This is a genomic window from Streptomyces sp. DG2A-72 (genome assembly GCF_030499575.1).
GTDB lineage: Bacteria > Actinomycetota > Actinomycetes > Streptomycetales > Streptomycetaceae > Streptomyces.
On the sequence record NZ_JASTLC010000001.1, the window covers coordinates 351370 to 374470 of the forward strand.

Annotated in this window: 19 protein-coding genes and 8 pseudogenes; 18 read left to right on the plus strand and 9 right to left on the minus strand. The window is 67.0% G+C overall.

Translation table 11 applies throughout. The features are described 5' to 3' along the window. Positions 1-212 precede the first annotated feature (212 nt). Positions 213-710 (plus strand): Ohr family peroxiredoxin, encoded by a 498-nt coding sequence (locus tag QQY66_RS01895; protein WP_301977257.1) that lies wholly within the window; start codon positions 213-215, stop codon positions 708-710. Positions 711-1066: 356 nt separating this feature from the next. Here QQY66_RS01895 and fdxA read toward each other — a convergent pair whose 3' ends face one another. Continuing rightward, complete coding sequence (fdxA, locus tag QQY66_RS01900) at positions 1067-1456, minus strand: ferredoxin (RefSeq protein ID WP_301977258.1); 390 nt, start codon at positions 1454-1456, stop codon at positions 1067-1069. 144 nt (positions 1457-1600) lie between these two features. Here fdxA and QQY66_RS01905 point away from each other — a divergent pair. The 9 genes and pseudogenes from QQY66_RS01905 to QQY66_RS01945 form a co-directional block, all read left to right on the plus strand. Continuing rightward, positions 1601-2261, plus strand: a pseudogene (locus tag QQY66_RS01905) (FAD-dependent oxidoreductase); the annotation flags it as partial. A 215-nt stretch (positions 2262-2476) separates the two neighbouring features. Then, positions 2477-4177, plus strand: a complete 1701-nt coding sequence (locus QQY66_RS01910) for an L-aspartate oxidase (RefSeq protein ID WP_301987113.1) — start codon at positions 2477-2479, stop codon at positions 4175-4177. Between the two features lie 172 nt (positions 4178-4349). Next, the gene (locus tag QQY66_RS01915) at positions 4350-5096 is read left to right on the plus strand and encodes an SDR family oxidoreductase (RefSeq protein WP_301977259.1); all 747 of its coding nucleotides are present in this window, start codon (positions 4350-4352) and stop codon (positions 5094-5096) included. Positions 5097-5251: 155 nt separating this feature from the next. After that, positions 5252-5851 carry a YceI family protein gene (locus QQY66_RS01920; protein WP_301977260.1) on the plus strand — a complete coding sequence of 200 codons (600 nt, stop codon included), beginning with the start codon at positions 5252-5254 and terminating at the stop codon, positions 5849-5851. A 107-nt stretch (positions 5852-5958) separates the two neighbouring features. Continuing rightward, positions 5959-6261: a hypothetical protein gene (locus tag QQY66_RS01925; RefSeq protein WP_301977261.1), complete on the plus strand. Its 303-nt coding sequence runs from the start codon at positions 5959-5961 to the stop codon at positions 6259-6261. A 139-nt stretch (positions 6262-6400) separates the two neighbouring features. Beyond that, positions 6401-6751, plus strand: coding sequence for a hypothetical protein (locus tag QQY66_RS01930; protein WP_301977263.1), 351 nt, complete (start codon positions 6401-6403; stop codon positions 6749-6751). 379 nt (positions 6752-7130) lie between these two features. After that, a pseudogene (locus QQY66_RS01935) lies at positions 7131-7815 on the plus strand (hydrolase). A gap of 142 nt (positions 7816-7957) precedes the next feature. After that, positions 7958-8295 (plus strand): annotated as a pseudogene (locus QQY66_RS01940) (amidohydrolase family protein); the annotation flags it as partial. Positions 8296-8332: 37 nt separating this feature from the next. Beyond that, complete coding sequence (locus tag QQY66_RS01945) at positions 8333-8872, plus strand: aquaporin (protein ID WP_301977264.1); 540 nt, start codon at positions 8333-8335, stop codon at positions 8870-8872. 67 nt (positions 8873-8939) lie between these two features. On the opposite strand, the pseudogene QQY66_RS01950 reads toward QQY66_RS01945, so the two are convergent. Further along, positions 8940-9687: pseudogene (locus QQY66_RS01950) on the minus strand (helix-turn-helix domain-containing protein); the annotation flags it as partial. A 231-nt stretch (positions 9688-9918) separates the two neighbouring features. On the opposite strand from QQY66_RS01950, the pseudogene QQY66_RS01955 reads away from it, so the two are divergent. Then, positions 9919-10091, plus strand: a pseudogene (locus QQY66_RS01955) (transposase family protein); the annotation flags it as partial. Positions 10092-10176: 85 nt separating this feature from the next. Here QQY66_RS01955 and QQY66_RS01960 read toward each other — a convergent pair. The 3 genes from QQY66_RS01960 to QQY66_RS01970 form a co-directional block, all read right to left on the minus strand. After that, positions 10177-10971 (minus strand): alpha/beta fold hydrolase, encoded by a 795-nt coding sequence (locus tag QQY66_RS01960; protein WP_301977266.1) that lies wholly within the window; start codon positions 10969-10971, stop codon positions 10177-10179. A gap of 212 nt (positions 10972-11183) precedes the next feature. Beyond that, the gene (locus QQY66_RS01965; RefSeq protein WP_301977267.1) at positions 11184-12134 is read right to left on the minus strand and encodes an alpha/beta hydrolase; all 951 of its coding nucleotides are present in this window, start codon (positions 12132-12134) and stop codon (positions 11184-11186) included. 119 nt (positions 12135-12253) lie between these two features. Continuing rightward, positions 12254-12520 carry a hypothetical protein gene (locus tag QQY66_RS01970; RefSeq protein WP_301977268.1) on the minus strand — a complete coding sequence of 89 codons (267 nt, stop codon included), beginning with the start codon at positions 12518-12520 and terminating at the stop codon, positions 12254-12256. Positions 12521-12926: 406 nt separating this feature from the next. Between QQY66_RS01970 and QQY66_RS01975 the strand changes: the two genes are divergently transcribed. After that, the gene (locus QQY66_RS01975; RefSeq protein WP_301977269.1) at positions 12927-13850 is read left to right on the plus strand and encodes an RNA polymerase subunit sigma; all 924 of its coding nucleotides are present in this window, start codon (positions 12927-12929) and stop codon (positions 13848-13850) included. A gap of 564 nt (positions 13851-14414) precedes the next feature. Continuing rightward, on the plus strand, positions 14415-15332 hold the full coding sequence (locus QQY66_RS01980; protein WP_301977270.1) for a sigma-70 family RNA polymerase sigma factor: 918 nt from the start codon (positions 14415-14417) through the stop codon (positions 15330-15332). A gap of 274 nt (positions 15333-15606) precedes the next feature. On the opposite strand, the gene QQY66_RS01985 is transcribed toward QQY66_RS01980, so the two are convergent. Both QQY66_RS01985 and QQY66_RS01990 read right to left on the minus strand, forming a co-directional pair. Then, on the minus strand, positions 15607-15738 hold the full coding sequence (locus QQY66_RS01985) for a hypothetical protein (protein ID WP_367666957.1): 132 nt from the start codon (positions 15736-15738) through the stop codon (positions 15607-15609). A gap of 806 nt (positions 15739-16544) precedes the next feature. Then, positions 16545-16847, minus strand: a pseudogene (locus QQY66_RS01990) (IS701 family transposase); the annotation flags it as partial. 45 nt (positions 16848-16892) lie between these two features. On the opposite strand from QQY66_RS01990, the gene QQY66_RS50200 reads away from it, so the two are divergent. Both QQY66_RS50200 and QQY66_RS02000 read left to right on the plus strand, forming a co-directional pair. Further along, a complete protein-coding gene (locus tag QQY66_RS50200; protein ID WP_367667072.1) occupies positions 16893-17087 on the plus strand; it encodes a hypothetical protein in 195 nt (64 codons plus the stop codon). Between the two features lie 261 nt (positions 17088-17348). Beyond that, positions 17349-17930: a hypothetical protein gene (locus tag QQY66_RS02000; RefSeq protein ID WP_301977271.1), complete on the plus strand. Its 582-nt coding sequence runs from the start codon at positions 17349-17351 to the stop codon at positions 17928-17930. A 1303-nt stretch (positions 17931-19233) separates the two neighbouring features. Here QQY66_RS02000 and QQY66_RS02005 read toward each other — a convergent pair. Then, the gene (locus QQY66_RS02005) at positions 19234-20589 is read right to left on the minus strand and encodes an NAD(P)/FAD-dependent oxidoreductase (RefSeq protein ID WP_301977272.1); all 1356 of its coding nucleotides are present in this window, start codon (positions 20587-20589) and stop codon (positions 19234-19236) included. Positions 20590-20686: 97 nt separating this feature from the next. Between QQY66_RS02005 and QQY66_RS02010 the strand changes: the two are divergent. Together QQY66_RS02010 and QQY66_RS02015 are read left to right on the plus strand one after the other, a co-directional pair. Further along, positions 20687-20917: pseudogene (locus tag QQY66_RS02010) on the plus strand (helix-turn-helix transcriptional regulator); the annotation flags it as partial. 22 nt (positions 20918-20939) lie between these two features. Beyond that, positions 20940-21425 (plus strand): MarR family winged helix-turn-helix transcriptional regulator, encoded by a 486-nt coding sequence (locus QQY66_RS02015; RefSeq protein WP_301977273.1) that lies wholly within the window; start codon positions 20940-20942, stop codon positions 21423-21425. A 105-nt stretch (positions 21426-21530) separates the two neighbouring features. Here QQY66_RS02015 and QQY66_RS02020 read toward each other — a convergent pair whose 3' ends face one another. Further along, positions 21531-22181, minus strand: coding sequence for an FMN-dependent NADH-azoreductase (locus QQY66_RS02020; RefSeq protein ID WP_301977274.1), 651 nt, complete (start codon positions 22179-22181; stop codon positions 21531-21533). Between the two features lie 149 nt (positions 22182-22330). Here QQY66_RS02020 and QQY66_RS02025 point away from each other — a divergent pair. Beyond that, positions 22331-22805, plus strand: a pseudogene (locus QQY66_RS02025) (nitroreductase); the annotation flags it as partial. Positions 22806-23101 lie beyond the last annotated feature (296 nt).

A 23101-nucleotide genomic window follows, 5' to 3' on the forward strand; every position in this document is an offset into this window, starting at 1 on the left:
GAACCCAAGGTCTCTCCAAGATGAAGGACACACCACATGACGAATGTCATGAGCGGCACGGTGGCCCCCGCCTGCGGATGGGGGTATTCCCCGACCCGCCAGGCAAAGACGCCTGCAGAGGCCGGCCCCTCACCTTCCACCGCGTTGCCCGCTCCGTGCGTGCCTGCCGGGTGCTGCCGGGGCGGATACCGCGGCGACGCCGGAGTCATGCTGTGAACGACCAGATCAAGTTGCCCAATCTGTCCACCGACAAGGACTTCGACGGGGATTCCTTCTCCCCCATCTACTCCACGACTGTGACCGTCAGCGGCGGTATGGCCGGCCACGGGCGAGCCTCGGGGATTGCACGGTCGGACGACGGGGCCCTGGACCTCAGCCTGCGCATGCCCGCCGAACTCGGAGGGGACGGCCAGGGAACCAACCCCGAGCAGTTGTTCGCCGCCAGTTTCGCGGCCTGCTTCCACGGGGCCCTGAGCCTGGTGGCGCGGCAGGAGGCACTCGATCCTGCCGCGATCTCCGTAGAAGCCACCGTGGCGTTCGGGCGGGATCCGGGAGACGGCGGCTATCTGCTCCGTGTCGACCTGGTGGTCAAGTGGCCAGGTGTCACTCCGGAGATCGCCGCTCCCCTCCTGGAGAAGGCCGACGCATTGTGCCCCTACGCGAAGATGGCCTCGCAGGGAACGCCGACCACCATCACGTTGGCTCCCTAGGGGCAGCTGCCGTGTGCCGCCACTCGGTGGCACACGGCGCTTCCCGGGCCGTTCACACACGCACGGTGTCGATTCGTGAGGGCGAGCGTCTTGCCCGCTCCATCGCGGTCGGGCCGCACACCATCACAGCAGACGAGCCCGAGCCCATCAGCTTGGATACGGGGCCCACACCGGGAGAGCTGCTCCTGGCCGCGCTCGGATCGTGCACACGCGCACAAATAGTCAAGAACATCAGGCCGGCCGGCGACCTGGAGCCGGCCCAGATAGAGCGCCTGCTGGAGGTGGCAGGCCGCTGCCCGGTGCATCGCCTTCTCACCGGAGACGCATCGGTGGTCACCGTACCCACCCCACGCTTCTCACGGCGAGGGGAACCACAGGTCGGCGTCGGCAGCCTCTTCCTTGCCGATGGTGAACACGGCGATGTCCCGCTTGTGTGAACTCTGCGGGGACAACTCAGCGACGAGACGGTGGTCGCCATGGGTGACCGCACGTACCTCCTGCCGCGGGGAAGGCTGCTCGAAGTACTCCGCGTTGATGGACCGGTAGTGCACCCAGTACTGCGGGAGGTCGTCCTCGTAGAAGATGGCCTCCACCGGGCAGATCGGCTCGCACGCGTGGCAGTCGACGCACTCGGAGGGGTTGATGTAGAGCATCCGCTCGCCCTCATAGATGCAGTCCACCGGGCATTCCAACACGCAGGCCCTGTCCTTGACGTCGACACAGGGCTGCGCAATGACGTACGTCATCTTCTCCTCCTTCGCCACCGGCGGAGACGTTCACAGGGGCTGACCGGTGCAGCCCATCCGGCTATCCGGTATGACCAAGGAACCTGTGACGGTGTGACAACCGGGCCGAACGGTCTGCCCGCGGGCAAGACGGCGGAGGCAGGCGACGGACGCCGTGTGCCCTACGCCAAGCTCCTGGCCACCGGCTCGTCCCCGCGTCGGCTGTCCGTTCCCGGCGCGGATCTCGGCAAGGTTCTGTACCCGCGACGCGTGAGAGACAGTGAACGGCTCAAGGACCCCTTCACCGAGGGAGCCAGGAATCGTCGTGATCGGCGGCGGATGGATCGGCCTCGAGACCGCCGAGGCCGCCCGGATGGCCGGAGCGGAAGTGACGGTGCTCGAGCACTCGGAGCTGCCGCTGACGAACGTCCTCGGGCGTAAGGATGTGCGCCCCCGTACGCAGGTCGAGCGCATCGCCGGAAGCCGCGGCCGCGTGGACGGCGTAGTGCTCGCCGATGGCAGCCACCTGGCCGCGGACGCCGTGGTCGTGGGCATCACGCCTACTGTCCAACTCGCGCAGGAAGCGGGCTTGGAGGTGCGCAGCGGCATTGTCACCGACGAGCATCTGCAGACCTCGGTGGCCGGCATCTACGCCGCGGGCGATGTCGCCAACGCCTGCCATCCGCGGCAAACCGCGTTCTTGCGGCGATGAACGTGAATGTGTGGGACGTCATCGACTCGATCCGTTCCTTGATCGAATCCGGGTCCGATGTCGACGACGCCCTCCTCGCCGATCCCGGGGCCCCTGGACAGCCTCCTCCCCTGACGCTCCGCCCGCACAGGTGGCGGGCGACGACATGGCACCACGGGCTGTCCTCGCCTCTCGCGCCCGCGCTGGGGCTCGCGTCAGTACTCGGCGGGTGTCCGGGACGGGGAGTTCGCGTCGCGCGTGTCACAACGCCCTTGGTCATCCGGTCGTAGTGGGTGACGACCACAACGATCGGAGCAATCGTGGCTGCCACAGAACAACGTCTCTCCACCATGGTGCTGGTGATCGGTACCGGCGGAGCCGGTCTGCGGGCGGCGATCGAGCTGGCCGAGGCCGGCATCGATGTCCTCGCCGTCGGCAAGCGCCCCAAGGAGGACGCCCACACATCCCTCGCCGCCGGTGGAATCAACGCGGCCCTGGCCACAATGGACCCGGAGGACAGCTGGCAGCAGCACGCCGCTGACACCCTCAAGGAGAGCTACCTGCTCGGTGATCCCCGCACCGCCGAGATCGTCACCCAGGGCGCCGCCCTGGGCATCGACGACCTGGAGCGCTACGGCATGGCCTTCGCCCGGGAGGAGGACGGCCGTATCTCCCAGCGCTTCTTCGGCGCGCACAAGTTCCGGCGTACCGCCTTCGCCGGCGACTACACCGGTCTGGAGATCCAGCGCACGCTCATCAGGCGCGCGAGCCAGCTGGACATTCCCATGCTCGACGGCGTGTACATCACCCGGCTCCTGGTGCACGACGGAGCGGTGTTCGGGGCCTACGGCTTCGACCTCGCGAACGGGAAGCGCTACCTCATCCACGCCGACGCCGTCATCCTCGCGGCGGGCGGCCACACCCGCATCTGGCGGCGCACGTCGTCGCGGCGCGACGAGAACACCGGTGACTCGTTCCGGCTGGCCGTGGACGCCGGGGCCCGTCTGCGCGACCCCGAGCTGGTCCAGTTCCACCCCTCCGGGATCATCGAGCCGGAGAACGCGGCCGGCACCCTCGTCAGCGAGGCCGCACGCGGTGAGGGCGGCATCCTGCGCAACGCGCTCGGCGAGCGGTTCATGGCCCGCTACGACCCCGAGCGCATGGAACTCTCCACCCGCGACCGGGTGGCCCTCGCCTCCTATACGGAGATCAAGGAGGGCCGTGGCACATCCAAGGGCGGCGTGTGGCTCGATGTCTCCCACCTCCCCCGGCAGACGATCATGAACCGGCTCCCCCGGGTGTATCAGACACTTCTTGACCTGCAGATGCTGGACATCACCCGTGAACCGATCGAGGTCGCGCCCACGGCGCACTACTCGATGGGCGGGGTCTGGGTCCGGCCGGAGGACCACAGCACCGACGTGCGCGGTCTGTATGCCATCGGTGAGGCGGCGAGCGGCCTGCACGGCGCCAACCGGCTCGGCGGCAACAGCCTCGTCGAGCTGCTGGTCTACGGCCGGATCACCGGGCAGGCCGCCGCCTCCTACTCGGACTCGCTGACCGCGCAGCCGCGCTCGGCGTCGGCGGTGGCCGAGGCTCGCGCCGAGGTCGACGAGCTGCTCGTGGCGGACGGGCCGGAGAACGTCCGCGCGCTGCAACGCGCCATCCGCAACACCATGACCGAGTACGCGGGCGTCGTGCGTGACGAGGAGGGGCTGCGGGCCGGGCTGGGAGAACTCGATGTGATCGAGAAGCGGATGGAGAACGTCGGCGTGCATCCCGACATCGCCGGCTACCAGGATCTCGCGCACGCCTTCGACCTCAAGTCCGCGGCCCTGGCGGCCCGGGCCACGCTCGAAGCGGCACTCGAGCGCCGTGAGACCCGAGGCTGCCACAACCGCAGCGACTACCCGGACCTGGACCCGGCGCTCCAGGTCAACCTCGTGTGGTCGCCGACGACCGGGATCACCCGCGAGAGCATTCCTCCCATCCCTGAGGAGATCTCCTTCCTGATGGAAGAAGTCTCAACCGACGGCAAGCTCGCCGAGTGACCTGCCGGTTCCTGTCCCAGAAAAAGAAATAGCGAAATCCACCCGGTGCCCTGTCACAAATACAGTCACCATCCTGTCTTTCCTAGTACAGACAACAGTGACCGGTGCAGGCGAGCGACTCACCTCAGAAATGCCCGCTGCACATTAAGAAACCTCCGAGAGGATCCCCATCATGAAGGTCGTAGTCATCGGCGGTACCGGCCTTATCGGCTCGCAGCTGGTCGAAAAGCTCAACGAGCACGGCCACGAAGCAGTGCCGGCCGCCCCCAACACCGGCGTCAACACGCTGACGGGTGAGGGCCTGGCCGAGGTTCTGCAGGGCGCTTCGGTCGTGGTCGACGTGTCGAACTCCCCCTCGTTCGAGGACGAGCCCGTCATGGAGTTCTTCCGCACTTCCACGACCAACCTCCTGAAGGCGGAGGCCGAGGCCGGCGTGACGCACCACGTGGCGCTGTCCGTGGTCGGCACCGAGCGCCTCCAGGAGAGCGGGTACTTCCGCGCCAAGCAGGTCCAGGAAGAGCTGATCAAGGCGTCCGGCATCCCCTATTCCATCGTCCACGCCACCCAGTTCTTCGAGTTCATGAAGGGGATCGCGGCCATGTCGACCGAGGGCGACACCGTGCGTCTGGCCCCCGTCAAGATCCAGCCCATCTACTCCGGCGACGTGGCCGCCGCCGTGGGCCGCACGGCCGTCGGCACGCCCCTCAACGGCCTGGTGGAGGTTGCCGGCCCCGACACGTTCCAGCTGGACGAGCTCATCCGCAAGGCGCTCGCCGCCAAGCAGGACCCCCGCACGGTCGTGACGGACCCGCACGCCCCGTACTCCGGTGCCGAGGTGAAGGAGACCACCCTCCTTCCCGGCCCGGACGCGCGCATCGCTGAGACCCGTTTCGCCGACTGGCTCGCGCAGCAGAAGTGAGTGGTCGGGGTGGCCCCTGGCCTCAGGGGCCACCCCGCACCCCCGGCGGCCGGTCGTTCCCTTCGCCGCACGAACATGCCGCGGTGCGCCCTATTACGAGCCGTGCCGGAATTCCACCCCATCCGTAATCCACACCACGAAGGAAAGAGTTCGCCATGCTCACAAACCGCAACCAGAGCACTGTTCCCAGCACCGACCCGTATGAAGCACTCACCGGTTCGTACACCATTGACCCGGTCCACAGCATGATCGGTTTCTCCGTCCGGCACGCCATGATCTCCAATGTGCGTGGGAAGTTCGACTCCTTCGAAGGCCTTCTCAAGCTCGACGGGTCCCAGCCCTCCCGGTCCGAGGCCTATGTGAGCGTCCAGACCGAAAGCCTGGACACGGGCATTCGGGAGCGGGACACGCACCTTACGGGCCCTGACTTCTTCAACTCTTCGATGTTCCCCCTGATGACGTTCCGCTCCACCGGAATCGTCGATGCGGGTAGTGACGAGTTCCGGCTGAGCGGAAACCTCAAGATCAAGGATGTCGAACTGCCCATCACCATCGATCTCGAATTCGGCGGAGCCAGCCGCGACGCCTACGGGCACCACCGGGTCGGTTTCGAGGGCACAGCCACCCTGCAGCGCTCCGACTGGGGACTCACCTGGAACACGGCGCTGGAAACGGGGGGCGTCCTGGTCAGCGACAAGGTGAAGCTGATCCTCGACATCTCGGCGGTACAGACGGACCAGACGGCTACTGCCTGAAATCGGGACGGATACCGGCCCATCGGGCATCGGGCATCGGGCATCGATCACCTGTGTCCGCCACGCCGGCCCGATTTCTTCAGGTCTCTACCGAAGTAGGACACGTGATGATCCCAGCATCTGAGAACCGTCGCGCGGTCACCGCCACCGTTGTGTCGCTGACCGCCGAGGCCACCGAGCTCGAGACCCGTGCCACCGAACTGCGCCGAGCGCTCGCAGAGCTCGATGACCACATGCGGGCCGTGTCCAACGCACTGCAGCAGATACCCCGTTCCGCGGGCCTCTCCGATGCCGACCACGGTGAAGAACACCGAGACGAGGCCTCGACAGAGCAACTCGGTCCGGGCCGGGGGAAGACGGCGGTGGATGCCGCTGCGGACCCACTCGCCAGATCCTCGGCTTCGCGGTGAGCGATGCCGCCCCCGCCTCGCCGGCGCCCGCCGGGGAGGCGTTCGGGCCGGTGGCCGACCGAGCCCAACGCAGTTGCCACCGTGCTCATTTACAGTCGGGCTCGACCTCCAGCGGCCCGGGCGCCGAGCCGCTGGCCTGGTGCGGCACGCCGCCCTCGATCAGCGCGCCGACGTAGACACCCTTGTCGGCGAGAACGGTGTTGAGGTTGGGGTGAATACCGGGCTGGCACGCGATGAACAGGATCGCGCCGTCACCGCGCTCGCCATGCCCGGGAGCACGGCCCGCACCAGGGTGACGCCCGACAGCCAGAAGCGGTCGAGGACCAGCTGGAGGTTTTCCGGGTCCACATCCAGCACGGGCTCGATGCCGTCGCCCATATTGCCGCCGACCGGACTGAACTCCACGGCGTCGATGCGGCCGTACTTCTCGGTGATGGCCGCGACGGCGTGCGATACGGAAGCCTTTACGCTCGAAGTGGCGTGCGAGTGACAGCCCTATGGCAGGTCCGGCGCCGAAGGTGGCAAGAGTCCGACTTGGGTCCTCAGGCAGATAGTGAGTGAAGCGCGCATCCCAGAGATCCTCGTCCGGTCCCAGGTACGGGAGGTCGCCTCGCCCAGCGGCTCCGTGGCCCGGCGGTGGCGCCAGACACAGACGGTCTGCTCCCTGATCCAGAGAAGCTTCGCCACCTCGGCGCCGGTTGGGCTCCTTGTCGTTGATCCACTGGTGTCCCAGCTGCATGCAGAGCCGACTCGAGCCGGACCACTGTCAAAGCGTGTCACACCATCCTGCTCCGTCCGGTCAACCTTGCACGAACAAGTGACGCGCTGAGTGTGCGTCATCCGCCAACATCAAGAATCGAGACATTCGCATGGATCTGAATCGCGAGCTTCCCGACGCCGAGATCGTGGCCACGCCCACCCCGAGCCCGAACCTGCTGACCCCGTACAACTCGGTGTTCGTGTTCGTCGACCACCAGCCGCAGATGTTCTTCGGTGTCGGCAGCGGCGACCGGACGGCGATCGTCAACGCCACCGTCGGACTGGCCAAGACCGCCAAGGCATTCAACGTCCCGGTCATCCTGAGCACCGTTGCGGCAGAAACCTTCTCCGGTCCCCTTCTTCCTCAGCTCGCCGAGGTCTTCCCCAAGCAGCCGGTCATCGACCGCACCACGATGAATCCCTGGGAGGACAGCGCCTTCATCGAGGCGATCAAGGCCACCGGCCGCAAGAAGATCGTACTGTCCGGCCTGTGGACCGAGGTGTGCGTCGCATTGCCCGCTCTCTCCGCGCTTGCCCAGGGCTACGAGGTGTACGTCGATCGCCGACGCCTGCGGGGGTCTGACCCCCGAGGCCCACGCGCACGCCATCCAGCGCATGGCCACGGCCGGCGCCCACACCGTCGACTGGCTCCCGGTCCTGCTGGAGCTGCAGCGTGACTGGGCCCGCGGCGAGACCTACGACGCCGTCCTGGACATCGCCAAGGCACACGACGGCGGCTACGGCCTCGGTGTCGTCTACGCAAAGAAGTTCATCGGCGACAACGCCGCCGGCTGATCCACCCGAACTCGACAGGCGGGGGTCGGACACCCTCCGGCCACCCGCCTGCCGGCCTTCCGGGCGGAAGCGCCGACGAGGCCGATGAGCCCACACCAGTCGGCCCACCGCGGCCTCATGTCCCGGGCAGCGGACACAGCGCACCGTTGGAACCGCGAAGCTGACCGGCGAGGACGACATCAAGGGCGTCCTACGCCCGGGCTACTACGGCGACCTGGCCGTCCTCTCTCAGACTTCCTCTCCGTGCCGGAGCAGGACATCCCACGCATCGAGTCGCTGCTGACGCCCGCAAAATGGAGCCCAGCCGCCCACTTCGGCGGCTACCAGGCCACCGTCAAGCCCAGCATCTCCGGCGCCCGCCAGGCCGAACTCCTCGGTCAGGCCGTCGCCGAATCCGAGCAGCACCGCCAGTGGCGCGCCCAGCGCGGATACGCCCCCGAAGAACCCACCGAGATCTTCGGCACCTGCTTCGTCCTCTGATCCAGGGAATCCGCGCACGGCAGATCAGGAGCACCTCATGATCGACCCCACCGCGCCCTCCTCGGTCTTCCGGCACAGTGCCCAGGAGTTCCTACTGACCTTCGTCCTGCTGTTCGGCGTGCTCGCGGCGCGGGGCATGTGGGGCAGTGGGGCAGTGTCACGCGCGCTCCTCCGGTGGCCTACGCCGCCCTGCAGCCGCCCCGACTGGTCGGCCACGGGGGCTCTTCCTGGCGGAGACGGCGTCGATGGGCTTCCCCGTGCTCCTCGTGGGGCTGTTCTGTCGGTGCACTGGCTGACACGCTTCATCCCCTGTCTGGTGGGCTTCCTCATCTGCCTGTCCATCGCCCTGCTGGGCACGAGCACCGGCGGCAGCCTCAACCCGGCCCACCACTTCGGCCCAGCTCTGGGCGCCGGACAGTCCGGCTTCCTGTGGGTCTGTCTTCTGGCCCTCATGCTCGGGGCCGTCCTGGCACCGGTCGTACGGGATCTGCTTCTCGGACACCGCCGGGTGCTCACCCACCGGCTGCACGGCGCCCACGCCGACCGGTCGCCGGTGCACGACCACCCGACCCCGTAACCGCGGGGCCCATCGTGGTAGCGCGGGCCCTTCGCACCGTTTCCAGCGCTCTGCCGGTGCCAGGCGGGTCGTTGTCGCAGATCACCACGACCGCCGGGGCATTGGGGAAGGCTGCCACCAGTTGGCGCAGCAGGGTGAGGAAGTCGGCGGCACGGTGTCGGCCGAGCCGGTGGCGGAAAGTGCCGGTGGTGGTCTCCGGCGCTCCCAGCACGGTGATCTGGCGGTTCTTGCCCGGAGTGGGGATTTGCGGCCGCCGGCCGGGCGGCGTCGAGCTGGAGCGGACGTGTGGCAGCAGGTGCAGATGCGTCTCGTCGTCGGCCCACACCACCGCTCCGGTCGGCAGCAGCCGCACCCGTCCGGAGATCGCGGCCACCACCGCGGGCCGGGCCGAATCACCGCGGGCCATCAGCTTGGGCCGCCGCCAGACGGCCACCTGTCGTACCCGGCGGTACAGCGTGCACCGGCTCAGGTGCGACCAGCCCAGGTACCGATACAGCCTGGGTACGGTCCACGGCTCGGGCTGTTTGAGCAGCGCGGTGCTCCGCGCGCGCAGTCGGTTGCCGCCCATCCTCGGCCGCCCACAGCGGGGGTGATCGGCAAGGCCGGCCACTCCGCAGGTGTGGAAGCGGCCGATCCAGTGCCGCACGGTGACCGGGACACGCTCCAGCAGCATGGCGATCTGCGCGGGCGGCAGACCGTGCAGGGACAGCAGCACCATCACCGCGCGCACAACCCTCGCCCCGGCCGCGCAGCAGGCCGCGTAGTCGCCGACACTCGGAGGCCGACGCGTGGGCGAAAATGGTGGGCGGGCGCATACTGACCACAACCTCGCCGGGCGGGACAGACGTTGTTGACAGCCTCGATCCAACCCCCGGCGAAGACCGTGTCAACGCCTCGCGCTGCCAGCGGCGCCATCTCCCGTTAGAACTCCTGGATACGCGCTCAGCCGTTCCGGCGCCTGTGCAGCGCCGCACGCAGCTGCGGATCCTGCCCGTAAGCTTCGCCGCCGGTCGTCCATGAGGCGGTGATCATCTCTGGCCGGCCTGGGCTACGAGAACGCCGGTGACGACCTCCGCCACCCGGTCAAGAAGTCCAAGGGCGGCGAACTCGCAGGGCAGGAAAGGACGTTCAACACGGTGATTGCGGCGTCCACGGTTTCGCCGAACGTGCCAACGCCCTGCTGAAAGTGACCTTCAAGGCCCTGCGCAGGGTCAGCCTGCCTACTCTCCGGCGCATGCCTGCAGGCGGCCAAGCGCGAGGGCGGGGTGGCCACACAGCCACCCCGCCCTCAGAGAGCCGACGGATCAGTGGACCGACCGCGCGGCCTCCTGAATGATCCGGGTGACGTCATCGGGGCGGGACACGCTCACGGCGTGCGATGCACGGACTTCCACCGTGTGGGCCTTGGCGCGCTCGGCCATGAACGTCTGAGCCTTCGGGGGGATGTTGAGGTCCTCGGTGGCCACCAGGACCCAGGACGGGATGGTCTTCCAGGCGGGCTCCGAGGCGCCTTCCTCCAGAGCGACGCTGGTCACGGGCCGCTGGGTGACCGCCATGATGTCGGTGGTGTTCTCGGAGACGTCCGCGGCGAACTGGTCGTGGAACTTGGCCTGGTCGATGTAGAGATCCGCGCCCTGGGAGCCGTCGGGCAGGGTGATCGGGACGGGGCGCAGGGCTTCGCCCAGCGTGCTGCCGGGGAACTTGCCCGACAGCTCAACAGCGCTCTCCCCCTTCTCGGGGAGGAAAGCGGCGATGTAGACCAGTGCCCTGACGTTCTCGGCACCATGGGCGGCATTGCTGATGACCGATCCACCGTAGGAGTGGCCGGCCAGTACGACGTGCCCGTCGATGCCGGCCAGGAGGTCCTTGAGGTAGGCGGCGTCGCTGGTCAGCCCGCGCAGCGGATTGGCTGCGGCCACCACCGGGTAGCCCTTCTGCTTCAGTTTCTTCACGACACCGTTCCAGCTGGTGGAGTCGGCGAATGCACCATGGACGAGGATCACGGTCGGCTTGCGGCTGTGCGAGGAGGAACCCTTGCCGGCGCTCGCCGGGGCGATCGAGGTGGCGAGGAGAGCGGCGGCGACGGTTGCCGTGGCCATGAGGGAAAGCGGGGTGCGGGCACGTCGGTAGAGAGAACGATGGTTCATGACGAGGCCTTTCGAAGAAGGTTCGGGTCCAGCCGTGTCCGGATGGAACGCATACCGAGTCAGGTGAAGACGGGCCGTGGGCGCAGAGCGGGACACAGCGTGGCCGCAGGCTGAGATGCGCAACGCTGCCCGGTGAGGTCAGTCCGGCTGCCGCCGGCTGTGTGTCAGTTGGTGCCGAGTGCGGTGCGCAGAGTGTGAATGGCCTGCTGCATCGCGGCAGTGGCGGCCTGCGTGGAGCGGACGGCGTTCAGCATCAGGAAGTCGTGCAGGACGCCGTTGTAGCGAATGCTGGTGGTGGGAACGCCGGCCTGTGTCAGCTTGCGGGCGTACGCCTCACCCTCGTCCCGGAGCACGTCGTTCTCGTCGACGATGACGAGCGCGGGCGGCAGCCCTTCCAGGTCCCCGAGGCCGGCCCGCAGCGGCGAAGCGGTGATCTCGGCCCGCTGTGCGGGGTCGGTGGTGTAGCAGTCCCAGAACCAGGCCATGCCCTTCGCGGTCAGGTGGGGGCCGTCCGCGAACTCCCGGTAGCTGTCGGTGTCCTGGGCGGCATCCGTGACCGGGTAGTACAGCGACTGGTGCACGAAGGACACATCGCCACGCTGCTTGGCCATGATGGTCAGCGCCGCGGTCATGTTGCCGCCGACGGAGTCACCGGCCACAGCCATGCGAGAGGCGTCCAGGCCTTCCTGGGCACCGTTCGCCGTGAGCCACCGCGCCGTCGCGTACGCCTGCTCGATGGCAACCGGGTACTTGGCCTCAGGGGAATGGTCGTACTCGACGAACACCACGGCAGCGTCCGCGCCGACGGCCAGCTCTCGCACCAGGCGATCATGAGTACCGGCGTTGCCGAGGACCCAGCCTCCGCCGTGCACATAGAGGACGACCGGCAGGGGGCCCTGAGCATCGACGGGCTTGACGATGCGGACCCGGACATCGCCGACCTCGGCGGGCACCGTGATCCACTTGTCCTGCACGTCGGGCTTCTCGATGGGCGCCGCCTGCAGCTCGTCGAGAACCTTCCGAGCACCCTCGGGACCAAGCTCGTACAAGAAAGGCGGGTTGGCCGTCGCCTCCGCGATCTTCTGCCCGGCAGGCTCAAGAACGGGGCTATTCACGATTGCTCTCCTATGCTGGCAGGGGCTGTGTTGTGCTTTCACCCTTGTGACAGGCCATCAGCCGAATATGCGACATAAGCTGATGAAGAGTTTTTTGTTCACCCGCCGATGTGCCACCGTCAGTGCAGGCTGCTGATCTCCTTGTACTCCTGCTCGGTGGGTTTGGGGATCTGGGTTCCTTCCCCGTGGAAGCCGCGGCTGAGCCTGGCTCTCAGCCGCTGTGCTCTGGTGGGCCCGCCCTCCAGGCTCTGCTCGCTTCCCGCCGGGACGGCGGTGAGAGGCGTGGACTGCTCGTGCGCGGTGAGGATGTGCAGTCGTTCCTGGCTGGCCACGACGTAGACGACGACCGGCACAACGAAGAGGCCGATGCGGACGCAATTGTTCACGGCTGTACTCCAAGGACAGGGTTCATGAGCTGCTGTCCTCCTTATGGCCAGCCGGCCCATGAAGAAAAGACTGTTCGGATTCCCTTTCCGGTACAGGCCATTCATTTCACCGGCAATCAGTCTCGTGCCGTATGGGACGCATCACGGTCCTCGCAAGTGAGACCGAGTGGCCGGCGTATGTGTGACACAGAGCCGGTGGTTGCTGCCGGTCCCGGTCGGCTGGTGTCACAAGATCTACGCCTGTCCGGTCTCCATAGTCGAGCGGACGGAGAGAGAACGCCGTACGCGAAGACTTCACCGCGGCCGGTTGCATCGCCATCCTCGAGCACCAGGACGTGGAGACAAGCGTCCTGATGACGAGGCGCCGGGTCGTGTTGTGGGTGCTGTGTGAGAGGGAGGACGCCATATGGACCATGCCGATGACGCGGTGCCGATCGCGGAGCTACTCGATGAGCGGCGGCATCTGCTGGATGTCGCCTACTGGATGCTGGGCAGCAGCAGTGCGGCAGAGAGCGTCATTGACGAGACCTACCGGCGGTGGTACGAGCTGTCCGATCCGGCGCGGAAGGAGATCACGGCGCCGCGTTCCTGGCTGGCGAAAGTCGCCGGCAGTATCTGCCTGGCCCGCCTCGCGCTGCCCGAGCGGGACAAGGACCGTGCGGGCCAGGGGCTGAACGGTCAGGCCGGGTCGGAGCGGGACGGTCTGCTGCAGGAGGAGATCAGCTCGGTACTGCTGGAGGCACTGGATTCGCTGTCTCCGGCCGAGCGGGCGGCGTTCGTCCTCAACGACGTCTTCGGGATGGCGCCGGGTGCGGTCGCCGACATCGTCCGGCAGACCGAGCCGGAATGCGCCGAGCTGGCCGACCGTGCCCGCCGCAGTCTCAGGGACCGGCGTGCGCGGCCCACGCCGCCCCAGCAGCACGACGGGGTGGCCCACGCGGTATGCCAGGCCTGCGCGATGGAGGACGAGACACTCCTGGCGTCCCTGCTCGCACCCGACGTCACGGCCTTCTTCGACGGCGGCGGCAAGGTCAGGGCCCTGGTCAAACCGGTGCACGGCAACACCCAGGTCGCCCACAGCCTGCTGACCCTGCTGACCCGGCAGCCGCGCACCGCCCTGCACACCCACTCCGTCAACGGACGGACGGGCCTGGTGGTGCGCTACGACCACCAGGTCGCCGCCGTCATCAGCCTCGACATCGCCGGCCCCCACGTCGTACAGGTCTGGATCATCCTCAACCCCGACAAACTCCGCACCTGGAACCAACCCGGCGATCCTCTCGACCCGCCGACGACACCCAACAACTCGGGCAGAGTGCCCGGGGAATGACACCCATCGGCGGTCCGTATCTCATGGACATGAGGCCCACGACGACGCGTGTACCGCGGTCGGTGACACCCTGTGGGATCGGGTCAAGTGGTGTGCCCCCGTGGCCGGTTACAGCGGGTCCGGGGAGCAGCAGGCAGTGCGCGCCATGCCGGCCGGCTCTTCGCCACGATCAAGAAGGACGCCCTCGAAAACCGACAGACCCCGACTACATCCTCTTTCTGCGATGAGCCCGGAGACCTTCCCTGTCGTTACCCCCATGAAAAGGGCGAAGAGCATGGGATGACACCCGGCGAGGACTGCGTTCCGAACGCTGCCGGCAATTGGCACGGCAAACCTGTCACAGAGCGGGGACCCATCCGGTCAATGAAGCGGACGCGATTGGAGCAGCCGTGACGTTCAGTGACCTCAGCCCTTGCGGCAGCCCGGCATCACACCGTGGAGCACAAGCCCGGCCGGAACGCTCTTGCTCAAGAGCCGAGCGGCAGAGCCGGCCTTCGCGCTGCCGCCACATGATCGCACTTCGTCAACAGCAGCAGCACTCGGACGAACGGAGACAGCAGGATCATGCATCCCGAAACGCCCCCCACGGAGAGCACCTTGGACGAGGCCGTTGCTGTTTTCGTGGAGCTCCGTCCACGCCTCTTCGGCATCGCATACCGCATGCTGGGAAGCGCGGTCGAGGCGGAAGACGTGGTTCAGGAAGTCTGGTTGCGCTGGCAGAAGACCGACCGCTCGGTAGTGATCAGCCCCGTGGCATTTCTGTCCAGCACCACTACCCGGCTGGCCATCAACGTGGCGCAGTCCGCGCGTGTGCGCCGCGAGACCTACATCGGCCCTTGGTTGCCCGAGCCCGTTGACACGAGCAACGATCCCGAGGTGGGTGCCCAGCGGGCGGAAGCCCTGGAATTTGCTTTGCTTCTCGTACTGGAGAAGCTGAATCCCATGGAGCGGGCCGCATATGTGTTGAGGGAGGCGTTCGACTACGGCTACCCCGAAATTGCGGAAATTCTTCAGCTCAGCATCGTCAACGTACGCAAGGTCGTGAGCCGGGCTCGCAAACATCTCGCGGCCGACCAGCGGGAGACCGTGGACACGGTGGAGCACCGACGGCTCCTCGATGCCTTCGTCTCGGCAGCGCAGAGGGGAGATGTCGCCTCGCTGGAGGCTCTTCTCACCCCCGATACCGTCAGTCTGTCCGACGGCAACGGTATGCGGGGCTGCTCTCGTATACCCGTGACTGGCCGTGCACGTGTGGCCAAGATGGCGACCTATCAGAAGCTCTGGCGGGATGCGGAGCCCAGGTTGGTCGACGCCAACGGCTGTGCGAGCGTGATGCTCTACCAAGATGGCCAACCCATCGCCTTCATGACGATGACCGCCTCGAAGGAAGGTATCCACAAGTTGATGTGGGTCTTCAACCCGAGCAAGATCGCCGCGTTCATCGACTCAGGCTCTCGCCACACCACGGCACCCGGCGCCTGAGGAACGCACCGCAACCGCGACGCAGATGAGCATGACCCTCGTAAGGAAGATCCAGCAAAAGCCTCACCTTGGGTGCTGCGCCGGGAACCGTGTCGCACGCCGTCTTCGAGCCCCACCCACCGGTGGGCGCCTGCCGGCCGCAGGCCCGCCGGGTCCCACCGCTTCGACCTTCTGCCGACTCGCATGCGACCGTTCGGCCGCCGGCAGGAAGACCACCGCAATGTCACGGCCCGAGCCGCAGCGTCCGCGGACGCTGCGGCTCGGGCGGGATGGATCAGGGATGTGTGAGGCCGGGTTGGTTCCAGGTGCGGAGTTTGTCGGGGTTGAGGGTGATCCAGACCTGTACGACGTGAGGGCCGGCGATGTCGAGGCTGATGACGGCGACCTGGTGGTCGTAGCGCACCACTCGGCCGGGCCGTGAAGCGGGTACGGGTCAAGTCCTTCGGGGACATGCTCTGCGGCGGTGAGTGGCCGTGGCCAGGTTCCGGAGCCGGCCCGCACAACTGCCTTGCGGCACACGGCTGGACGATGTGACGCAGCCACACAGGCCGACAGGTGGCAGTACGCGAAGAGGACAGGCTCGGGGCAAGCCTTGGCTCACCGGCCGAAGCCTGACGTCCAGCTGCCCGGCGTGGTGCCGCCTCTCGAAGCGCTCTGCCGGGCAGAGGCGCCCGACAACACAGGAACTCCCGCACGGTGACCTCATTTTCTGTCGACGCGTCAGCTAGACCGGACAGGCGCAGACGTTGCGACATCCCTCTGCGGGCAGGCACCCGCACCGGGCTGCGTGAGACCGCTGACCAGCCGTGGGTGCCGCCCGCAGCAGAGGAAAAGACAGGAAGCACCGGACAAGAGGGCGTCTGACCATGTGTTATGCCACTCGCGCGGGCGGGTCGTCCGTCCGCGCGGCTCAGCATGTCCGGTTTGCCCGGCACATTCGTGACCGGGCCAAACCGAGCCGCGCTCGTTGTTGACCGGCATGGATGACTGTCTCACACTTTGCTGTGTTGACCTGACGAACGGTGCAACCATGTGTGCGGTCGTGGCCCAATATTGCAACGGTGTTTGTTCTGAGTGCTGGGCAGCTTTCAGGGGCTGTGTCCGCGTCGCTTGTAGTGGCTGATGCGTGTTTGATGTTGTCGTCTTCGGCGCCGGGTTGACCAGTGCAGGATGTGGTGGCCGGGGTGGGGTGACGGTCGGTGAGAGGGGTGATCAGGCGTCTGATCTCGGTGAGGCTGAGGTGGATGAGCTGGGAGGATCCGTTTCTGCTTTCCCGGCATCGAGTTCCCGGGCGCGCAGGACGCTCAGGCATGCGTGGGCGGCCATGGCCAGGGTCATGTGGCGGTGCCGGCCGGGATAGCGGCGCACTTGGTAGTCGTCCAGGCCGCACTCCTGCTTCGCACTGTGGAAGCACTCCTCGATGGCCCCTCGGCTGCCGGCGATGCGGATCAACTCGTCGAGGGTGGTCTCGGCGGGGCAGTAGGCGATGTAGTACGAGATCTCCTCGGCCGGCTGACCGATTCTCTGGTGGCCCGCATCAACTACTCGTCCGGCAACCTGATGCTCACCGCGACCGACTTCCAGGTCGCCGGCGTCGGCCAGCAGCTCCAGCTCAACCGCACGTACAACAACGTGACCACCGCCGTGGACGCCACAGGGGTCGGCAGCCCCCGGGCAACGTCACCGCGTATGGCTGGGATGCCCGATCCAACCCGACCAGCGCGAAACTGCCGACCGGCGCCACCTCGACGCTGACCGCGTACCGGACCATCGCGGGCGCGGATGTGCCGGGCAAGCTGACCACTGCGGACGGAGCCTCGGTCAGCTACACCCACGACGATGCCGGTAACACCACGAAGGAAACGGTCGCCGGCGCCGAGGGAGGCACCCGCATCGTGTCTTGGGAACCAGTGTGGCCCATCTGGTACACCAACATTCCGGATGGGACACTGCATATGATGTCAAGGAACACCGGTTCCCGCGTCCAGATCGGGCGGCACCGGATGAGAGGAACACATGGTCTCTGTAACCCACACGGCGCGCAACATTGAGATCACCGCCGAGAGCCTTCAAGCCGACCTGGCTCGCCTGCAGGTCCAGAAGCAGGCGCTGGAAAGGGAACTGGCTGCGGTCGTGGCACATCTCGGCTCGGTACAGCGGGCCCTCAGTGCCCTTGAGACGCTGATGCTCAACCCAGCCGATGCGGCCTCGCCGGGCACTGCCGCGGCCCCGGACCAGGCCCAGGCTGCGACGCCCGTCGAGCCGCGAACAGACATTGCCTCTTCCGAGCCTGCGAGCGGCACAACGAAGTCCGCCCGGACTCGGAAGTCGGCGAGCGGCAAGGGTGCAGAGCGCGCCGCTGCCGCCGGCACCGAAACGGACGGACCGAAGAAATACGGCAAGCTCACCGAGCAGATCATGGCGTACTTTGCCGAAGTCGGCGACGTCGACGTGCGGGCCCGTGACGTTGCCGCGGCTCTCGGTCGTGACACCGACAGCGGAAGCATCAACGCAGTCCGCAGCACACTCGATCGTCTCGTCGGTACGTCCCGTGTCCAGCGCATCGGCCGAGGCCTCTACCGCGCCAAGCGTTCCTAGACGTACCCCGGCCGGCGAGGGGCATATGCGGTCGCCGTCCGCCAACCGGCCTGTGTGAGCCGCCGCCCGGCGGGGCAATGTCCCGGGCGCCACTCGTCGGGGGATCGCGTGGCGCCCAAGCACTCCGCCTGCGGCTCTTGTCGCAGGCATCGCATTCCGAGCACCATTCACGAGGTTGGTGTCGCACGGCGTCCGGAACGCTGTGATCAGCATACCAAAGCTTTGCCGTCCCGCGACTACGGGAACACTGTGACGAAGACAGTGTTCAGTGGCGGCGACAGAGGCTGGGCGCCTACGCATTCACCTATATGCCGGACGAATTACCGCGCATCTCGGGCGTAGCTGGCAGACGGAGTCACGCGCGGGTGAGGTGTCGCCCGAATTCCCCAACAGTGGTATGACGAGATCCACAACATTATAAGTGATCGCTGTTGTCGGCGCAGCATCTAGAAGGATGAACACCTCGCCCGAACGCACGTCTCTTCAGTCCCCTATTTGGCCATCGTGCGCTTGGGCCGAACCAGGCGAACATCCGTCGGGAGCACGGACAACGTCGCCCAAGCACTGGCAGCCGACTTGTCCGACGTGGGCACGAGGTTGCTCTCGGGTCGCGCCGACCACAGGATCGAAGGCTCTTGAAACGTGCCCAGAACCACCGCAACGCACAGTCCCATGGCCAGGATGATCAGAACCATCGCGGTCAGCGTTCCTCGGAGCCATCGCCCTGGCCTGGGTGGTGCCGTTCTTCGTGCTCATCACGCTGCCCCTTCGCCTGTGCTCAGTCCGACGTCGATGACGCCGAAGATCCGGTCGTAGGTGTCCAGCGACCGTTCCTCGACCTCCGTGACGTCCACCGGCGCTGGTTTCGTGCCGGCGGTCGCCTTGCGGGCGGCAGCTGCCGCGTGATCGGGGTCGGTGATGGTCTGGTGGCGGGCCCAGCTGCGGGCATGGCGGACGACCTCGACGCCGTCGCAGGTGTCCAGGACGATTCAGCCGTCGCCGACACTGCAGGCCCAGGTGCTGATGAAGCCGTCGCTCAGCATGAGTCTCGATCTTGCGGTGGAGCCGGTCGAGCGTGTTCCACCGTTTGATCGACGGCACGTCCTCGCTCACCCGAGTCTCCGTGGACCTGTACGTTTCCGCTCCCGTAGCCACGGCATTCCCGCCGACCAGAAGACCCGGTCAGCTCCCTGCCGGGCTGGGAGCCGATGGCGCCGATAGAACCCGGTCGTCCGGTTGGCGGCTCCGAGCGCCGGTCCATGCCCCATCGCTGCCCGTCAGCGGCTGGCGCCTTCCGTCATGCTCATGCCGCCGTGTGGTCGCTCGCCCGACTCTCGCCGGCGCGCTGCGGATCACCGCTTGTGACAAACGCGTCCCGGGGGTGCTGCACAGAGGCCAGGGAGACGAGATCCCTCCCGAACAGGGCCGCGGTGAGCCAGACGGCAAGGACGCGGACTTTCCGTTCCCAGGTGGGCACGGCCAGCACGTGATAGCCCCGGTGCATCAGCCAGGCGGGAAGCCCCTTGATGACAAGCCTCTTGTACTGGAAGATGCCCCGCCCCAGTCCCAGCGTCGCCACCACTCCCAGGCTGCTGTGACGGTAGCTTCGGATGCTCCCGTCGTGCAGGCTGGCTGCGATGTTCTTTGCAAGGTGCTTGCCTTGCCGCACGGCGTGCTGAGCGTTCGGCACCGTGTGCGCCCCCGGCACGGACGAGGCCAGATCGGGAACAGCCGCATCGTCGCCGGCCGCCCACACATCCGGCACAGGCTCGCTGTCGGTGCCCACGCGAAGATCGGGGCGGACCACGACCAGACCACGCTCGTCGACGGGCAGATCCGTGTGATTGTGCACCACGGGGTTCGAGGCGTTGCCTGCGGTCCAGACGATCAGCGACGAATCGAACTCCTCTCCACTGGAGAGCACGACGTGCCCGTCTTCGACGGAGACGAGCTGCGTGTTCAGGTGGACATGAGCACCTCGGCGTTCCAGTGAGCGCACAACCCAGGCACCGGGCTCGTCTCCCACCTCGGGCAGGATTCGGCCTCGGACCTCAATCAGGTGGAAGGACAAGTCGTCGATGCTCAGTTCCGGATAGAACTTGAGCATCGCAGTCGCCAGCGACAGCAGTTCACCGAAGCCCTCGACGCCGGAGAAGCCACCGCCCACGAAGGTGACGGTGAGTAGCTTCTGGCGCTCGGGACCAGGCGGTAGTGACGCTGCCTGATCGAACGCGGTCATCAGCCGGTCGCGGATGGCTACCGCCTCCTCCACGTGCTTCAGGCCAATTGCCTGCTGCACGAGCCCGGGTATGGGGAAGGTACGGGTCACGGCGCCGGCAGTGACCACCAGGATGTCGTAACGGAGTTCGTAGTCGGCTCCGCTGACGGGCCGGACGGTGACCGTCCGGTCCGCGTTACGGATCTCGGTCACGTTCCCCGCGATCAGCCGGGTGCTGTGCAGGTGCCGTCGCAACGACACGGCAGCGTGACGTGCCTCGATCGATCCAGCCGTTACCTCCGGCAGGAAGGGTTGGTAGGTCATGTACGGACGTGGGTCGACAACCGTGACCCTTGCCTCGCCCGTGCGCAGCTTCTTTTCAAGGCCCCATGCCGTGTAGAAGCCCGCGTATCCGCCGCCGACGATCAGAATCTCACGCATGATTCCCTCTGTTGGTTGTCCGACACCAGATAGACAAGGCCGGGCCGGACGGTGTGACAGGGTCGTGGCACCGGAGGCCCGCACCGGCTAGCTCCACATCGCTCGTCTCGCCGGCGACGACCTCACGAACCCCGAGATCGGCGCCCAGTTGTTCATCAGCCCTCACACGGTCGAATGGCACCTCCGCAAGGTGTTCTCGAAGCTCGGCATCTCCTCCCGCAAGGAGATCCGCACGACGCGTCTCGCAGACCAGGCGCCGACCCAGCACTCCAACTCCGTCGGGATCTGCCATAGCCGAATTGGTTTCAATCGCAACCGTAACGAATGAATGGCGACGGTACTGTGGCCCCATGAACGCCGACGTTCCTCCCAAACCCACCGCCCCACGCGCGACCGACCGGCCCGGGGACGAATCGCCTTTCGCTCTCGGTCTGCTGCTGCGCCGGGCGCACTGGCATGCGGCGACGGTGATGACGGAGGCGCTCCGGCCCCTCGGAATCGAGCTGCGGCATTTCGCCGTACTGCTCGTACTGGTCGACCGCGGGCCCACGGTGCAGCGGGACTTGGTAACGGCGACGGGGTCGGACAAGGCGGGAATCATGCGGGTCGTGGACGACCTGGAGCGCAAGGGGCTGGCCGTACGCAAGGCCGTTCCTGGGGACCGCCGGGTTCGCGCAGTGGACATCACACCGCAGGGCATCGAACTTTTCGACGCGGCTCATGTGGCGGCGGCGCCGCTGGCCGAGCGTCTGGTTGCCGGACTTGGGCCCGGCGAACCGGAGCGACTGACGGAATTGCTGACCCGGTTCGCCCACCCCGAGGGCGATGAAGCGTAGGAGCGACCGCGCACCGGTCGCCTGCGGCGTAGTCCAGGCCGTCGGCAGCGAGAACGCCGTGTGACTCCTGAGTCACGGAGTCACACGGTGTGACCAGTCCAGGGATCATGCGGCGAAGCGCTCCGCGAACTCCTTGGCCTTGTTTGCCGCGTCCTCGAAGGCACGCTCGCGGGAGGCCTCGTAGAGGGGGACCAGCTCGGACATGGCCGGGTTGCGGGGCGCCATGGTGAGTTCCGGGACGATGAAGTGGAGGTCCATGCGGAGGGTGCCCTTGAGTACGGCCTCCAGGTAGTTCTGGACGAACTCGAAGCCCTCGCGCGGGGTGCCCGGTGCGTAGGAGCCGCCGCGGCTCGCGACCACGATGACCGGAGTGCCCTGGGCGGAGGGGGCCTCACCCGCGGTACGGCCGAGCAGCAGCACACTGTCCAGCCACGCCTTGAGGGTCGACGGGATCGAAAAGTTGTACATGGGGGCGCCGATCAGGACGGCGTCCGCCTGCTCCAGTTCCTCGATGAGCTCCACGCGCGCAGCGAACGCGGCGGCCTGCTCCGGGGTGCGCTCGGACGGGGCGGCGTAACCGGCGGACCAGGCGTCGGCGGTGATGTGCGGTACGGGGTCGGCAGCGAGGTCGCGGTAGATCACCGTGCCCTCCGGGTGCTGCTCCTCCCAGGCCGTGCGGAAGGCGGCCGTGACCGAACGGGACGAGGACGCCTCGCGAGGGAACACGGACGAGTCGATGTGCAGCAGCGTGGCCATGGACGTTCTCCAAAGGGCTGCGCCCGGGGCGGGGCGCCGAGGGCGGTGGATTGATGTTCAACGTTGGTTATACGCGCGACCGTATTGAATGATACCATCGCGAATACAACGGAGGGGGGAACGTTGAGTACATGGGGAGGTAGGCGATCTTGGACGTCTATGAGGCGGTCACGAGTCGCCGCGCGGTACGTGGATTCACCGACCGGCCCGCACCGAGGGAGGTATTGGAGCGCGTGGATGCGGGCGACTCCTGGGACGAGCCGGAGTACCAGCAGTACCCGCCCGCGCTGAAGTCCCCGTACTCCGACCGCCGTTCCGCCTTCGGTGAGCAGCGCTACGGTGCACTCGGAATTCCGCGCGAAGACCTGGAGGCGCGCCAGAGGGCCGCCGCCGAGAACTGGAACCGCTTCGGCGCACCCGCCGCCCTGTTCTGCTACATCGACCGCGACATGGGCCCGCCCAGTGGTCCGACGTCGGCATGTTTCTGCAGACCGTCATGCTGCGCTCCGTGCCGAAGCGCTGCACAGCTGCACGCAGATGGCGTGGGCGAAGTATCACAAGGACGTCACGGTGGACTACACGCGTACGGGCCGGGCGCCACTCGACGAGACGGTCACGTTCGTCGGCTGCCGGCACCGAGCGGCTACGCGGTCGGCCGCGGGAAAGGTCTCACAAGATCCGCGTGTGTCCGGTCTCGCGGATGGAGACGAGAGGGCTCAGCCGACGGAGGGAGCACGCCGTATGGACCACACGGATGCGGTGTCGATCGCGGTGTTGCTCGACGAGCGTCGGTTTCCGCTGGATGTCGTCTACTGGTTGCTGGGCAGTCCGGGTGAGGCGGAGAGTGTGGTCGATGAGACCTACCGCAGGTCGTACCGGCTGTCCGACGGTGCGCGACAGGAGATCACGGTGCCCCGGTC